Annotated in this window: 16 protein-coding genes and 1 pseudogene; all 17 read right to left on the reverse strand. The window is 39.4% G+C overall.

Going from position 1 to position 14,261, the window contains the following annotated elements; translation table 11 throughout:
* Positions 1 to 29 precede the first annotated feature (29 nt).
* The 17 genes and pseudogenes from fliL to codY all read right to left on the reverse strand — a co-directional run bounded on the left by fliL (position 30) and on the right by codY (position 14,186).
* Positions 30 to 458, reverse strand: coding sequence for a flagellar basal body-associated protein FliL (gene fliL, locus ACIQXR_RS11605; protein WP_402868342.1), 429 nt, complete (start codon positions 456 to 458; stop codon positions 30 to 32).
* Positions 455 to 670 carry a flagellar FlbD family protein gene (locus ACIQXR_RS11610; RefSeq protein ID WP_402868573.1) on the reverse strand — a complete coding sequence of 72 codons (216 nt, stop codon included), beginning with the start codon at positions 668 to 670 and terminating at the stop codon, positions 455 to 457. Before ACIQXR_RS11610 ends, fliL begins: the two co-directional genes overlap by 4 nt.
* A gap of 50 nt (positions 671 to 720) precedes the next feature.
* Entirely contained in the window at positions 721 to 2,589 is a 1,869-nt protein-coding gene (locus ACIQXR_RS11615) for a flagellar hook protein FlgE (RefSeq protein ID WP_402868572.1), read from the reverse strand.
* Positions 2,590 to 2,652: pseudogene (locus ACIQXR_RS11620) on the reverse strand (hypothetical protein); the annotation flags it as partial.
* Between the two features lie 77 nt (positions 2,653 to 2,729).
* Positions 2,730 to 3,113 carry a TIGR02530 family flagellar biosynthesis protein gene (locus ACIQXR_RS11625; RefSeq protein ID WP_402868340.1) on the reverse strand — a complete coding sequence of 128 codons (384 nt, stop codon included), beginning with the start codon at positions 3,111 to 3,113 and terminating at the stop codon, positions 2,730 to 2,732.
* Positions 3,114 to 3,124: 11 nt separating this feature from the next.
* A complete protein-coding gene (gene flgD / locus ACIQXR_RS11630) occupies positions 3,125 to 3,760 on the reverse strand; it encodes a flagellar hook assembly protein FlgD (protein WP_402868338.1) in 636 nt (211 codons plus the stop codon).
* 8 nt (positions 3,761 to 3,768) lie between these two features.
* On the reverse strand, positions 3,769 to 5,337 hold the full coding sequence (locus ACIQXR_RS11635) for a flagellar hook-length control protein FliK (RefSeq protein ID WP_402868336.1): 1,569 nt from the start codon (positions 5,335 to 5,337) through the stop codon (positions 3,769 to 3,771).
* A gap of 27 nt (positions 5,338 to 5,364) precedes the next feature.
* Positions 5,365 to 5,982 (reverse strand): MotE family protein, encoded by a 618-nt coding sequence (locus tag ACIQXR_RS11640; protein ID WP_402868335.1) that lies wholly within the window; start codon positions 5,980 to 5,982, stop codon positions 5,365 to 5,367.
* Between the two features lie 8 nt (positions 5,983 to 5,990).
* Positions 5,991 to 6,434: a flagellar export protein FliJ gene (gene fliJ / locus ACIQXR_RS11645; RefSeq protein WP_402868333.1), complete on the reverse strand. Its 444-nt coding sequence runs from the start codon at positions 6,432 to 6,434 to the stop codon at positions 5,991 to 5,993.
* A 2-nt stretch (positions 6,435 to 6,436) separates the two neighbouring features.
* Positions 6,437 to 7,756: a flagellar protein export ATPase FliI gene (fliI, locus tag ACIQXR_RS11650; RefSeq protein ID WP_402868332.1), complete on the reverse strand. Its 1,320-nt coding sequence runs from the start codon at positions 7,754 to 7,756 to the stop codon at positions 6,437 to 6,439.
* 2 nt (positions 7,757 to 7,758) lie between these two features.
* Positions 7,759 to 8,520: a flagellar assembly protein FliH gene (fliH, locus tag ACIQXR_RS11655; RefSeq protein WP_402868330.1), complete on the reverse strand. Its 762-nt coding sequence runs from the start codon at positions 8,518 to 8,520 to the stop codon at positions 7,759 to 7,761.
* A complete protein-coding gene (gene fliG, locus ACIQXR_RS11660; RefSeq protein ID WP_402868329.1) occupies positions 8,513 to 9,532 on the reverse strand; it encodes a flagellar motor switch protein FliG in 1,020 nt (339 codons plus the stop codon). The genes fliH and fliG overlap by 8 nt, the downstream gene beginning before the upstream one ends.
* Before the next feature lie 12 nt (positions 9,533 to 9,544).
* Positions 9,545 to 11,146, reverse strand: a complete 1,602-nt coding sequence (gene fliF, locus ACIQXR_RS11665) for a flagellar basal-body MS-ring/collar protein FliF (RefSeq protein ID WP_402868327.1) — start codon at positions 11,144 to 11,146, stop codon at positions 9,545 to 9,547.
* 94 nt (positions 11,147 to 11,240) lie between these two features.
* Positions 11,241 to 11,549, reverse strand: a complete 309-nt coding sequence (gene fliE / locus ACIQXR_RS11670; protein ID WP_402868326.1) for a flagellar hook-basal body complex protein FliE — start codon at positions 11,547 to 11,549, stop codon at positions 11,241 to 11,243.
* 23 nt (positions 11,550 to 11,572) lie between these two features.
* A complete protein-coding gene (gene flgC, locus ACIQXR_RS11675) occupies positions 11,573 to 12,031 on the reverse strand; it encodes a flagellar basal body rod protein FlgC (RefSeq protein WP_402868324.1) in 459 nt (152 codons plus the stop codon).
* Positions 12,031 to 12,426, reverse strand: coding sequence for a flagellar basal body rod protein FlgB (gene flgB / locus ACIQXR_RS11680; RefSeq protein WP_402868323.1), 396 nt, complete (start codon positions 12,424 to 12,426; stop codon positions 12,031 to 12,033). Before flgB ends, flgC begins: the two co-directional genes overlap by 1 nt.
* Positions 12,427 to 13,406: 980 nt before the next feature.
* A complete protein-coding gene (codY, locus tag ACIQXR_RS11685; RefSeq protein ID WP_402868321.1) occupies positions 13,407 to 14,186 on the reverse strand; it encodes a GTP-sensing pleiotropic transcriptional regulator CodY in 780 nt (259 codons plus the stop codon).
* Between the last annotated feature and the right edge of the window lie 75 nt (positions 14,187 to 14,261).

The following is a 14,261-nucleotide window of genomic DNA, read 5'->3' on the forward strand; positions in this document are numbered from 1 at the left end:
CCTTCTTATTTAATGAAGTCAGGATGTTCTTATTGAAGGATCGAGGAGGTTATATAAACCTTTTCAACTTTTCCTTCTTCCATTAATTCATTAATTTTAGTCTGTAATGTATTCTGAAGTTTTTCCTTGCCCTTTTTACCTGTCAAATCTGTTGCCTTCATTTCGGAAAGCTCGGTTATAATGATATTTTTCACTTGAAAATTCCTTTTTTCCAGTTCTTCTTTAGCCTTTTTACTATCTGTCTGGACCATAAATGATATTTTAATATAATCATTGCCCGCTAGATTCGTCGTAATCTCCGGAATTTCTACAGAAGATTTAACGATTTCATCTATACTTGGCTTGTCCTCTGCCGATGTGGGGTCAGATAACTTCGTAACAACCACTACTGCTATGACGCCAACCAAGGTTATCGCCACTAGCATAATCAATATAATCGTCAATAGCTTTTTTTTCATACGCTTCCCTCCCCATCTTTTTGAAATCCAAGAACGTTAACGGAACGGTAAAATTGAATGATAGCCTGAATCAAATCCTCTTCTTTCTCAAGCACGACAATCTTCTTGCCATTTGTAAAAGTAATGGTCGTATCCGGCAAGGATTCGACCGTATCTATGTACAATGCATTTATATGAAATCTTTTGCCATTCAGCCTTGTCACTTTAATAATAATATGTAGGAGCCAGAGCAAATCAGCACCTGGCTCCTCCCTCCCTTAACCTATCGTTTTAAGTTAACCAGTTCTTGCAGAATTTCATCAGACGTCGTGATGATCCGCGAATTCGACTGGAACCCACGCTGAGCAACAATCATCTCCGTGAACTCTTCGGATAAATCGACGTTGGACATTTCCAATGACCCGGATGCAAGTGTTCCGCGGCCATCCCCAGCTACACCGATGTTCGCCGTTCCTGAGTTAATCGATTCCTGGAATGTGCTACCGCCAGTTTTGGTTAAACCAGAAGCGTTTGAGAACTTGGCGATGGCCATTTGCCCTAATGTCACGATTTCCCCGTTTGAGTAGACACCATTGATTTCACCCGATGCACCAAAATTAAAACTTTCTAGTTTCCCTTCAGTATTACCATCAGGATTGACAAGTGCGGTAGTAGTTCCATCCACCTGCGTCAATTTAGAAAAATCAAATTTTATTCCTTTTAGAACCTGAAGACTTTCGTCAATTTTTGTATCTTCATCATCAGCAAGTCCCGTTGGAACTTTAAGCGACATGTCAACCGATGATTTACTATATGGGATTTTTCCATCCACGAAATTCAATGTCGTATCTGGTTGTGTTGCTGCCGTTATATTGATAGAACCGATACCTGTTGTTGTTGCAGGCGCTTTCGGGTTCAGAGGGGACTTTGGAATAACTTCAATATTTGCATAGTATGAAACGTAGTCCTCATAACTCTCTAATTTGTTTTTATACTCTTCTAACTGTTCATCAGTCACTGTAGCTGGCGCTGTTACTGTTGTAGCTGGATCTATTGGTTTAGTTAAAGCTTTGTATCCTGATACACTGACTTTGATTTTCCCACCATTAACTGTAACTTCTTTTATTCCATCATTATCAAATGTCGCTATAGTTGCATCATCAGCACCTACAAGTTTATATTTACCTGCTGTAACATCCCATGTAACTTTCAAGGGGAGATTTTCACTTCCAGTATATCCCGATGCGTCCTCTATTTTAATTTTAAATGTTGAAGTATTATCTTCAACATTTATTGTAGCACTAGCTTGTTTCACAACTGAGGATAGATCAATTTCTAAACCTTTTAATAAAGTTCGATCAGCTGATTTGACAGCTTGTAATTTTTTTGTTGATTCATTCAGCTTCATCTGAATCTTTTTATCTCCAATGGTTAATTCATAGTCACCATTCGCATCTGGTTTATAGTTTAAGTTCCATTTAGCATTTTCTAGTCCCGTATAAGCATCTGTTTTAGTAATTTTAATATCACCAGTCGTGCTTACTTCTGATGGTTTTGGCTCGTTATTTGCATATACTCCCCATTTGTCTTCAGAAAGTTTTTTGAAGTATATGGTTGCTGACTGCGGTTTCCCTGCTTGATCTACAATCTGAATCTGCTGGCTAAAAACGGAACCCACTATCGCGTTGGATGCTAAATTTTCCGTAAAACCGACAGTAGTGGTTGAGACAGCTGGAAGGACGGCATTCACATTAATTGACACATCATCCAGTTTATTTGAAACCGACCCCTTAGCATCAACTTGATATGCTTGTACCTTTAACCCATTCGAGTTTACTAGAGTACCGTTATCATCCAAATAGAAGTTCCCGGCACGTGTATACGATAGGGCGTCACCTTGTTTTACGACGAAATAACCATCACCGGAAATAGCCAAGTCAAGGTCGCGGCCGGTAGTTTGCAAGCTAGATTGACTATGAATCGTATCTATCGTCGCGATGGTAGACCCTAAACCGACTTGTTTGGCATTGGTCCCTCCTCTATTTTCCGTTGCAGCACTTGCCCCTGATATTGTTTGGTTCATCGTATCACTGAAAGTAACCCGGCTTTTCTTAAAACCATACGTATTTACATTAGCCACATTATTCCCGATGACATCCAATTTTGTTTGTAAGTTTTTCAACCCACTGATCCCTGAGTACATTGAACGAAGCATATTAAACGTTCCCCTTTCATATTAGCGACTGTTTCTGTCATTCCACAGTCTAGGCTTCCTATATTAGGGCCGGCCCATTAATCCAGTAATATGGTTCCATTGATATTCGTGAAAATTTGAGATGATGCTTCATCTCGGTCCATGACAGTGACGACTTTGTTATTTTTCGTGCTGACTACGAGCGCCGCATTTTCAATGATGATGAGTGACTCGGTCACCCCCATTTTTTTGGCCTCATTTGCTTTATCGGCAATTCGATTCCACATTTGCGGGTTTATTTCTATTTTTCTTTGATTCATCCGCATTTGGGCATGTTTACTGATTGTCAGTTTCTCAACGGCCGTTACTGCTGTTTGAAAATGCTGTTGAAATCCTTGCTGGACCGTTTGCTTTTGTCTCAATGGTTTTTTCAGCAGTGGCATCGCTTGAGCGGAATTAGTTTGAAAATCTAGTTTATTCATCTTTCCGCTCCTTAAGCGCCAGCTATTTTTATCAATTGCTCTCTTGATAATTTTGTGCCTGCTTTATCATTCACTTCGATTTGCAACTTACCATTACTCATCGATACGGAAGACACGATGGCCGACTGCTCACCGTTTTTCTTATCATTCCAGGTGACACTTTTTCCAATCAGTTCACTTGCCGTAGTCAGAGTATTTGAACCTGTTCCCGTCTGCTTCAAGGCTGAAATATTTGCCGGCTCTAGTTTAGTTCCATCTTCTAGAAGGAAATAAACTTTGTCCCCTTTAAATTGAATAGAATCCACGACGCCCGTACCTTCTTCAATTGCAAGGTTCTCATCGCTCTCATCGAGTTTATGCCAGGTCACTTCCTTACCAACGAAGGAATTATAATTCATCAAGCTAGTCTGTTGATTGGCCGCAAGCAACTCGTCCATTTTGGTTCCGATATTCATCATCTGTTCTAAAGATGAAAATGTCGCCATTTGGGCTATGAACTCCGAGTTGTCCATCGGGCTTGAAGGGTCTTGATTTTGTAACTGGGTAAGCAATAGCTTCAAGAAATCATCTTTTCCTAATGCATCCCCCGTTTTTCTTGTTTCGGTTTGATAGTTTGATAACATGAGTGATGTATCAATCGACGTCATTTCTTCACCTACACTTCTAGATTTAACAGGGCTTCAGCAAACGAACTGGTAAATTCACTTTCTGATTCTTCGTTACTTTCCTGCTTGCTTTCTTGGTGTTGTCTGCTGTGTTGCTCAGCATCTTTCTGGCTAAATTTCTCTGCATTGAAAGAATTGAAAGCTTGTGCAATTTCGATTTTTTCGATTTGAATGTTCTGCCCATTAAAGGCTTGCTTTAATCCTTGAACTTGGTTCTCCAACATATCCTTTGCATGTGCTGTGGTAGCCAAGATCCTTGCTGTCATCATGCCATCTTTTTGAATCAATTCAATCCTCAGCGAGCCTAGGTGTTCAGGATTCAGTCTGATTAACAGCTTATTGACGCCATTCGTTCCTGAGAAATTTGATTTGTTCAAGATGGATTCAAATCGCTTGACGAATTCCTCTTGACTAACGGTCTGTCCACCTTTGGAAGCTGTCAGAACCAGCTGCTCTACTTTGGTTGTTTGAACAGGGACACTAGTATTTAAATGGATGCTTTCCTCTTTATTTAATGGCGTGAGGCCTGCCTGTTCGCTTTTAATATTTTTGCCCAATTTGTTTAGGAAGACTGTTTCTCCGTTAGCACTTTCCTCCGTATTTAATCCCGTTGTCGCCAGTTGTCCATTTTTGATATTTTTCCCCAGTTGATTAAAGGGGGCAAAATCTGAACTGCTTTCTTCTCCATTTAGAACAGGGGGTCCAGTCTGTTCATTTTTTGTTAGAGTGAAATTAAGCTGATCCGGTTTTAAAATTTGGATTGGCAAACTCAGACTATGCTTGTTTCCTTCTTTATCAGCCCCTACCATCCGAGAGAATGCATTCCTCACCGTTTCGAGAGATTTATTCTGCCCTTTATCCACTAGAACTGAAAAATCAAGATCTCCACTTTTTTTCTGTTGCTCATTTGACACCCATTTTTCAAGCTTTCCGGTTATTCCTTCAAGCACGTTCTTCATTTGCTTCTGGATGGAAGCTTCATCTTGTGTCATATCTTTTTTCTCTGATAGAAGTTCCTGAACTTTCACCAGCTTTAAAAGGTTTGCCGTTCCGTCTATTGGGAGCTGTTTCCATTCTTCTTCACTCAACGATGCAACCTGTTTAAGGATTGTATATAGTTCCATGACATTAGCACCGAGAAGACATTGAGAGTCGAGTGCCATCTCTTCCTGATCACTATCTAAATCAAGTTCTTCGATACTTGTAAAAAATCTCTCTAGACTAGTCTTGTCATCACCGTTAAGGCTTTGCAGTAGCTGTAAAAGTAACTCTCCCGAACCTGACGAATCGTTTATTAACAAGTCCTCAGCTGCTACTCCCCCTTCAAGATCACTTAAGCTGGATTGTTTCAAGAAATTCACCAAATCCTTTAGTGTTGTGAGTTTTTCCTCGGAAAGAGTGATAGATTCTGCATCCAACGCCTTGTCCGGTTCCTTCTCTACAGTCAATGCGGATTGAAGGGCGGATCCAAACTGGGCATTTGATCCTTGGCTCTGGTTGGGTTGTACTTTTGAAATCACTGATGCCAAAGGTAGCATTGAATTAATGACCGAATTCACGTTTGAAATCACCTCCTTTCATGCGCCTTACGTACTTTGCTCTGTTAGTTTCTTCGTTAATCTAGCAGCATCTGCAGTAGTCATCTGCTCCAAGACTTTCGCTAATGTATCAGCTTTCATACTTGCCAAGATTTTCACGGCATCTTCATCGTTCATCTCCGTAATGATTGGCGCTGATTTTTTAGGAGCCATCGTTTCATATGTGCGTATGATGTCCTTGAATGCCCGTTTACTCCCATCCTGGCTTTCCTTAAGCTGATTCAATTGAGTTTGTAGTTGCTGTTTTTCTGCCTCAGCCTTTTCGACCGCCTGATCACGGGTGTCAATGATGCTTTCAAGTTTCTTTATCTCTTTTTCCTTGTCTTTAATTTCAGTCTCTAGTCTAGCCAGTCTTTTTGAATCCTTACCAATCTCTTGCGCAGGTTTTACTTTTTCATCATCTTTTTCAAATAGTTCAGTTAAGGGGATTTTCCCTGATAGCTCCTTAGCCTTTTCCATGACATTCACACCGGCTACAGTAAAAACGATCAATGCAACAGTCACCGCAAAAATCAAAGGGATAAAGATGACAAGAAACCATTGAAATTTACTTATTTTACTTTCTTCCAATTCATCCAATCCAGTTGGTTCTTCTTTTTTACGCATTCTATCACCTAACGCCCTTTACTTAAGAATTGCCTGATAGATATTTCATCCATTTGTCTATTCTCATCTTCCTTGATGATATCCAAGAATTTATGAAAATCGTTTTCTTTCATTTTCTCGTACTTCTTCACTTCAATATTTCTTTCCATTAATACTTCTTGCAGGACATTCATTTTATAACGAGCTTCTATGACTTCCTCCTGGCTAAGACTTATGAGCTTTTCAAGATTGTCCATAAACAGCTGGTGATGGCGAATTTCTTGAATGGACAAACCATTTCTCAACCTTTCCTCTTGGAATGCCAGTAAGTCCTCTTTTTTCTTCAAGAACTTATATAGTTTTCCAGCCACTTCTTCAAACTTTTTCAGCGCTGTATTATATTTAGATAGTGCATCTCTTTTTTCTTTTTCTTTTATGGTAAGGATCTTTTCGAACTTATATTGATAAATCATAGCTACTCACCTCTTTCCATCAAATCTACAAGGTTTCCTATACTTATATCTTTAGGCGCCTTTTCATGAGTGCCCTGCTTTAAAAATGAAATGATTTCCGGGTAGCGTTTTATGGAATTATCTATTTCCTTCGAAGATCCCCTTTTATAAGCTCCTATATTAATCAAATCTTCCGAATCCATATAAGTCGATAAGTTTGCACGAAGTTCTTCTGCCGACTTTTTGTGTCTTTCTCCAACGATGTTATTCATGACTCGGCTGATGCTCTTTAAAACGTTAAGCGCAGGATACTGACCCTTGTTAGCCAAATTACGGTCTAAGATGAAATGCCCATCCAATATTCCCCTGACTGCATCGGCAATTGGTTCATTCATATCGTCTCCATCAACAAGAACTGTATAAAAGGCTGTGATAGATCCCAGTTGATTTGTTCCCGTTCTTTCTAAAAGTCTTGGAAGAATGGCGAATACCGATGGTGTATACCCTTTTGTCGTAGGTGGCTCACCGACAGCTAGTCCGATTTCCCTTTGGGCCATCGCCACCCTTGTGACTGAATCCATCATCAACATTACATTCAGGCCCTTGTCCCGAAAGTATTCTGCAATTGCTGTTGCTGTCATTGCTCCTTTAATCCGCATCAATGCTGGCTGATCGGAAGTTGCCACCACCACAATGGAACGAGCCAATCCCTCTGGACCAAGATCCTTTTCAATGAACTCCCGAACCTCCCGACCACGTTCCCCAACAAGTCCAATAACATTTAAGTCAGCTGTCGTATTCCTGGCCACCATGCCTAGCAATGTACTTTTCCCTACTCCACTCCCGGCGAAAATCCCAACACGTTGCCCTTTTCCGACTGTTAGTAGACTATCTATCACCCTGACACCAACATCAATCGGTTCATCAATCGGTGGTCTTTCCATAGGATTGGGAGGATCTTGATCGACTGGTACTGTAGCTAGTCCCTTCGGAAGGAGGGAATGATCGATGGGAAAACCTAGAGGATCGACAACCTGGCCAATCAATCCGCTTCCCACTTTTATTTCAAGGCTGCGCCCACTTCCTTCGACGATGCACCCTGGTGAAATATCACTCACAGCTGTAAATGGCATGAGAATAACCATTTCATCGCGGAAACCGACGACTTCAGCCAATATCGGTTTTTTCTTTTTTTGAATACCGGTATAAATATAGCAAACGTCTCCAACCGAGCTTTCAGGGCCTTGAGATTCAATCATCAACCCTACGACACGCTTGACTCGGCCATAGTGTTTAAATGTATCGACTTCATCAATATAGGGTATGAGGTCTCTCGCTTTCATCTTTACTCCCCTTCCAACAATTCGGATAGTTTTGCCTTAATTTCTAGTAGTTGACTATCGACACTTGCATCAATTCTTCCATTCTCCGACTCTATGATACAGCTGCTTTCATCCAATTCATCATCAGGATAAATATATAATTCCGCTTCTTTTGGAAAAATCGCAATCATTTCATCCTTGTGAGAAAGAATCGATTGGTATCTGGACGGATGAATGTGCAACTGAACTTCCCGGTATTCCCTTGCTTCTTTAATCGCTCCCTTAACGAGGGATAAGAATGTTTCTTCCTTAGCCTCCAATTGCTGTCCGATGATTTTTTTGGCTACGTTCAATGCTATATCTAGAATGACTGATTCAGAGGATTCAAGATGTTGCTGATAATCAACTTTTGATGCCTCCACCACTTCTTTCGCAAAAGCGATGTCCCCGGCCATCTCGTTATAGCCCTTTTGAATTCCATCCTCAATGCCCTGTTGGTATCCTTCTTTTTGTGCTTGTTCAATGTATATTCTTTTTTCCTCTTGCTCCCAATAATCCTTTGCTTGTTGAATTTCTTCGACAATCGTTTCGGCTTGCTGTTTTGCTTCTATTAATATGGCATCCGCTTCTTGTATGGTTTGATTAAGAAATTCATTAGGTGGGAAGTGATTGGTGACTTGCCCCTCATCATTTTCTGTTACCTGGACATCAAATTGCCGGATTTTAATCGTGAATTTGTTACTTTCATCTTCCTTCGCCTGATGAGATTTAATAATTCTAGACAATAATATCATCCCCTCCGCCACGGGCGATTACAATTTCACCAGTTTCTTCAAGGCGGCGAATGACAGCAACAATTCTTGATTGTGCTTCTTCTACATCACGTAAACGAACAGGTCCCATATATTCCATTTCTTCTTCAAAGGTTTCGACCATCCGTTTGGACATATTGCGGAATACAATGTCTTTCACTTCCTCACTTGCCACTTTAAGTGCAAGTTTAAGATCTTCATTATCCGATTCCCGAACCACACGTTGAATGGCTCTACCATCAAGGGTCACGATATCTTCAAAGACAAACATCCGCTTCTTGATTTCTTCTGCAAGTTCAGGGTCTTGAATTTCAAGAGCATCCAAAATGGTTCGTTCCGTGGAGCGATCGACTCCATTCAAGACATCTACCACAGCTTCAACGCCGCCGGTTTGTGTATAGTCCTGGGTAACGGTTGCAGAAAGTTTTCTTTCTAATATCTGTTCCACTTCATTAATAATCTCTGGCGAAGTGCTATCCATCAAAGCAATCCTTCTTGCAATGTCTGCCTGCACTTCTTGAGGCAATTCTGATAAAATTTGTCCGGCCTGTGTCGGATCTAAATAAGATAAAATCAGGGCAATCGTCTGAGGGTGCTCGTTTTGAATAAAGTTCAATATTTGTCCTGGATCTGCTTTACGTGCAAAGTCGAAAGGCCGAACTTGCAGGGATGAAGTTAAACGGTTAATGATGGCCGCAGCTTGATCGGTACCTAACGCCTTTTCCAAAACCTGCTTTGCGTATCCTATCCCACCTTGTGAAATATAATCCTGTGCTAAAGCGATGTTATGGAATTCCTCTAAAATCTCTTCCTTATCGTGCGAGTCCACACTTCTAACTCCTGAAATTTCCAGAGTCAACCTCTCGATTTCTTCTTCTGAAAGATGCTTATATACGGATGCAGAAACATCCGGGCCTAAGGAAATTAGGAGGATCGCCGCTTTTTGTTTTCCTGTTAATCCCGCCTTTTTCTTTCGATCTGTCACTTGAATGGCCTCCTAATCTTCTGCTATCCAGCTTCTTAATAATTTTGCGAATTCATCCGGCTTTTCTTTAGCCAATTTTTCAAGCTGTTTCCTTTTTAAAGAGGCCTCCGTTTCCGTCTCTTTATTTAGATCAGGAACTTCGAATTGGGCTTCTTCTTTCACTTCCTCGTAATACTCCTCTTCCACATCCCGTTGACGTCTTGAACGGAAGAATAAGACTAATAGAATGATAATGACTAACAATAGGACGCCACCAACAATATAAACCCATATCGGTAGTGAGGAAGCATTCTCCTCTTCCGAAATCTTCATTTTTCCATTAAACGGTTGTACTGAAATGGCAATCTTCTGATTTAATTCATCATCTGTCAGCTCTTCCCCTACCGCTTTCTTATCAATCGTCGTTCGGATAATCGTGCTTAGGATTTGTGTGATATCATCCACACTCTGTTGAGATAATGAATTCGGATCATCAGCGGTAGGTGGTTCCACCATGACTTGAATGCCTAAATCCTTGACTTTATATGGACTTTCAACGATTTCTTTCTTGATTCGGTTCACTTCACTATTTATTGTTTCATCTGATTTTTCATAATCACCTGAACCTGTCGTACCTTCTACGTAACTAGAACCCAATGAATCAGCAGAGTCCTCGCTTTGGGGAATTCCCCCATTTCCAGCCGCGTCCCCGCTATAGGATTCGTTGATTCTTTGGGCTGAAATTTCAATACCAGCCATATTTTCCTCATCCACCGGCTCCACAAGGTTCTCTTCCCGATTTTCTTGAGTAAAATCAACGTCGGTCGTAACGGAAACGGCCACTTTATCCCGACCCATTATTGTTCCAAGCATATTTTGCACTTGTCTTTGTATATCTCGTTCTATTTCTTTTTTTATCTCATTTTGAGATTGAAAAGCAGAACTGAACGACGAATTTTCACTTTTAAGGTCATAGTACTCAAAATCTTGATTCATAATGACGATATTATCCGTAGGAAGGTTGGGAACACTTTTCGAAACAAGATGATATAGGGAATTGACTTGGCTCTCCTCGAATTTATAGCCCGATTTCGTATTCAATACTATCGATGCTGAAGCTTCACCGGCGGATTCGCTGACAAAGACTCCTTTATCAGGTAGCGTAATCATGACGCTAGCGTCCTCGACCCCATCAATTTTCTTTATTAAATTGGATAATTCTGTTTGCATCGTATCCAATTTAATTACATTAAACTCATTTTCGGTCATTCCCAATCCAGCACCCTGGCTAAAGAATGAATAATCGATGCTACCAGACTCCGGTATACCCTCAGCCGCAAGCTCGACTTTGAGTGTATCAACACTTTCTTGTGGTACTTTGATGGTTGTACCGTTATCCGCAATCTCGTTTTTTATTCCTTGACTGTCTAAATTTTCTTTTATGCTTCCCGTTTCGGATGGTTTCAGATTGGAATATAACGGAACCAATGTCGTTCGGGTTGCGAAAAATGAGGCAACCATGATGATGATGATGACTAATGCCGTTGAACCAATCATTATCATCTTTTGCTTTCTACTTCTTGTACTCCAGTAACCAGTTATTTTATTTTTAAAGTTCACTAGTGCATCATTCATTTAAATCCCCCGGTCATTCTATGAATTTATGAGAGGAGGCATTTTCCCCCCAAGCCATTTTTTCTCTCTTTATATGAGGTCTTTAAAATGAATGTTAAATGCTCATTCTCATCATTTCCTGGTAGGCTTCGACCACTTTATTCCGAACTTCTAACGTAGCCTGCATCGTAATGCTCGCCTTTTGTGAAGCAATCATCACATTATGGAGTTCTACGTCTTCTCCGTTAGCTAACTTAGCTGTAAGGCTGTCCGATGATACCTGGGCTTCGTTAACTTTATTCATAGTTTCTTTTAATACGGACGCAAAATCTTGTTGCGCTTCGTATGGTGTACTTGTGTTAGTCTGTTTACTTTTCCATGCTTTATCTACATTGCTTATGCTCGAAAGAGAAATCCCCTCCATAATGCACACGCTCCCATCAAAAATTATTTACCGATTTCTAATGCCTTCATCATCATTCCCTTTGACGCGTTCAAAACAGTGACATTGGCTTCATACGATCTAGTGACGCTCATTAAGTCGACCATTTCTCTCAGTGGATCCACGTTTGGCATCTCTACATATCCATCTTCATTTGCATCTGGATGATCTGGATTGTAATCCAGTTCAAATGGTGTTTCATCTTTTACAATCCCTGATACTTTTACACCTGTACCCGTTCCGTTCGTTTTTCCTGTTGCTGCGTCTAGAAAACTTGCAAAACTTGCTTCCTTATTTTGCAGAACAACCGATTTTCTAGAATAAGGTTTCCATTGTCCCGTCTCCGCATCAAATTCAGCTCTAGTCGTATCGGCATTGGCCATATTGGCAGAAATCACATCCATCCGAAGCCGTTGGGCAGTCAAGGCCGAGCCTGTCGTATTAATACTCTGATAAATCCCCATTACTTCCCACCCCTAATCACAGATTCCAAAGATTGAAATTTACCTGAAAGCCTATCCGTTACAGCATTATAATAAATTTGATTTGTAGCCAGGTCCGTCATTTCTTTATCGACATCCACACTGTTCCCGTTACTGTTATAATTCACATTGTTCTGTGTAACAATGGAAGAAGTCGCTTTACCGTTTGATTTAAAGGTAAAGTGCCTGTCATCGGTACGATATGATTGAATGGCCATATCAAGTTCTGTTTGAAAGGACTTTGTATTAGAAACATCTTTCGCCTTATAATTCGGCGTATCGGAATTAGCAATATTTTGCGAAATGACCTTTTGTTTCGTACTAGAAAAATTCAGAGCGTTTTCCAGTGATTGAAAAGTATTTGAAAATAATTCCATTTTATCGCTCACCTCTTTCTATCCAAGCAAATAATAACTTATGTGATAAATAAATCCATTATGTTAATATCCTTAATTTTAAAGAAATGCAAGAACGATGTCTATAATCAATATATAGACTTTAGACCTATTATAGTCGAAAAATGTCACAAATTGCTCAAATTTATAGCTTTTTTATTTAAATTTCTAGTCAATTGTGACGTCATATTACATTATTTTATGATTTTATCCATTTTTTATCTTTAAATACTTATTTATCATACAGAATCACAAACCAATATACCTGATACTTTAGAACTAAATAGTATAGAAACCATCAGGTATATATTGGTAATAGTTTAATGGTAATCTACATACTGCTTCAGTAAAGGGTGAATTAACGTGTAAAAAATCAGATTTTTTACAAATACTGACTTCCTAATTTTTTTGAAAGAATATAAAACTATTAAAGCATTCGACTTTTTTCCTCATATTAAACTTCCCGGAAATTCCGATTAATAAATGCCTCAGATATAAAGTATTCTTAAAATTAACGAAAACAATCTTTTATTGACCATAGGGGACTGTCTATTCAGATAGCTATTACAGTATAATTACCCTTTATAAGGAAAATTATACTGTATTTTGGATAAACGATTCTTTATCCTCATACTGCCTATTAGAATTTGATTCCAATTACCCTATAATGGAAAACTTCATTATAAATTGAACCTCCTACATGTTCTTATAACTACTACCTTAGTTTTACCTGATGAAGGATATATTAAATAAGTGCAATTTAATATATATACGATTATATTTCGTACCTAACCCCAAAAAGGCACGATCTCTCACCCACTAAGAGATCGTGCCATATTAGGTTGCTAGAAACCGAGATGCTAATTTTCTCCATCTACATTTAAAGATAAAAAAAGGATTCGGGAATTAAATTCCCGAACCCTTTCCTTTGGTACTATCAGCTTTATATCTAGAGCTGAATTTTAGTTATTTTTAAGTTTTTCTAACTCGTTAAGGAATTTATCGTTCAATACTTTGATGTACGTACCTTTCATCCCTAATGAACGTGACTCAATAACGCCGGCGCTTTCAAGTTTTCTAAGTGCATTCACGATTACTGAACGAGTGATACCAACCCGGTCTGCAATCTTTGATGCAACAAGTAATCCTTCGTTCCCTTTAAGTTCTTCGAAGATATGTTCAATAGCTTCTAATTCACTGTAAGAAAGGGAAGATATAGCCATTTGAACGACTGCTTTACTACGTGCCTCTTCTTCAATCTCTTCTGATTTCTCACGAAGGATTTCCATTCCAACAACAGTGGCTCCATACTCCGCCAAGATTAAGTCGTCATCATGGAACTTATCTTGTAATCGAGCAAGAATCAATGTTCCTAAACGGTCTCCCCCACCCATGATAGGAACGATGGTAGTTAGGCCATTTGAAAACAACTCTTTATTCTCAATTGGGAAAGCTGTATATTCGCTTTCAATATCGAGGTTAGAAGATGTTTCTTGGATGTTGAATAGATTCTTTGTATACACTTCAGGGAATTGCTTATCTTCTAACATTTTATACATACGTTCATTTTCGATTTGTTGGCTTACTGCGATTCCAAGTAATTTTCCGCGACGGCTAACGACGAATACATTCGCTTCAATTACTTCACTTAAACTTTCTGCCATTTCTTTGAAATTAACTGCTTTTCCTGCTGCTTTTTGGAGCATTGCATTAATTTTTCTTGTTTTTGCTAATAAGTTCATCTGACTTGTTCCTCCTAAAAATACCATGGTTCACAATTGACTATGAAGTTGTATTTCCGTAATGTGATGTAATTT

Origin of the sequence: Peribacillus sp. NPDC097224 (assembly GCF_044761985.1) — a bacterium.
In the GTDB taxonomy this organism is placed as follows: domain Bacteria; phylum Bacillota; class Bacilli; order Bacillales; family DSM-1321; genus Peribacillus.

Coding starts and splice junctions, on each gene's coding strand:
- fliL (WP_402868342.1), bottom strand. CDS start 458: ATGAAAAAAAAGCTATTGACGATTATATTGATTATGCTAGTGGCGATA.
- ACIQXR_RS11625 (WP_402868340.1), bottom strand. CDS start 3,113: ATGAATAAACTAGATTTTCAAACTAATTCCGCTCAAGCGATGCCACTG.
- flgD (WP_402868338.1), bottom strand. CDS start 3,760: ATGACGTCGATTGATACATCACTCATGTTATCAAACTATCAAACCGAA.
- ACIQXR_RS11640 (WP_402868335.1), bottom strand. CDS start 5,982: ATGCGTAAAAAAGAAGAACCAACTGGATTGGATGAATTGGAAGAAAGT.
- fliJ (WP_402868333.1), bottom strand. CDS start 6,434: ATGATTTATCAATATAAGTTCGAAAAGATCCTTACCATAAAAGAAAAA.
- fliI (WP_402868332.1), bottom strand. CDS start 7,756: ATGAAAGCGAGAGACCTCATACCCTATATTGATGAAGTCGATACATTT.
- fliF (WP_402868327.1), bottom strand. CDS start 11,146: ATGAATGATGCACTAGTGAACTTTAAAAATAAAATAACTGGTTACTGG.
- fliE (WP_402868326.1), bottom strand. CDS start 11,549: ATGGAGGGGATTTCTCTTTCGAGCATAAGCAATGTAGATAAAGCATGG.
- flgC (WP_402868324.1), bottom strand. CDS start 12,031: ATGGGGATTTATCAGAGTATTAATACGACAGGCTCGGCCTTGACTGCC.
- flgB (WP_402868323.1), bottom strand. CDS start 12,426: ATGGAATTATTTTCAAATACTTTTCAATCACTGGAAAACGCTCTGAAT.
- codY (WP_402868321.1), bottom strand. CDS start 14,186: ATGAACTTATTAGCAAAAACAAGAAAAATTAATGCAATGCTCCAAAAA.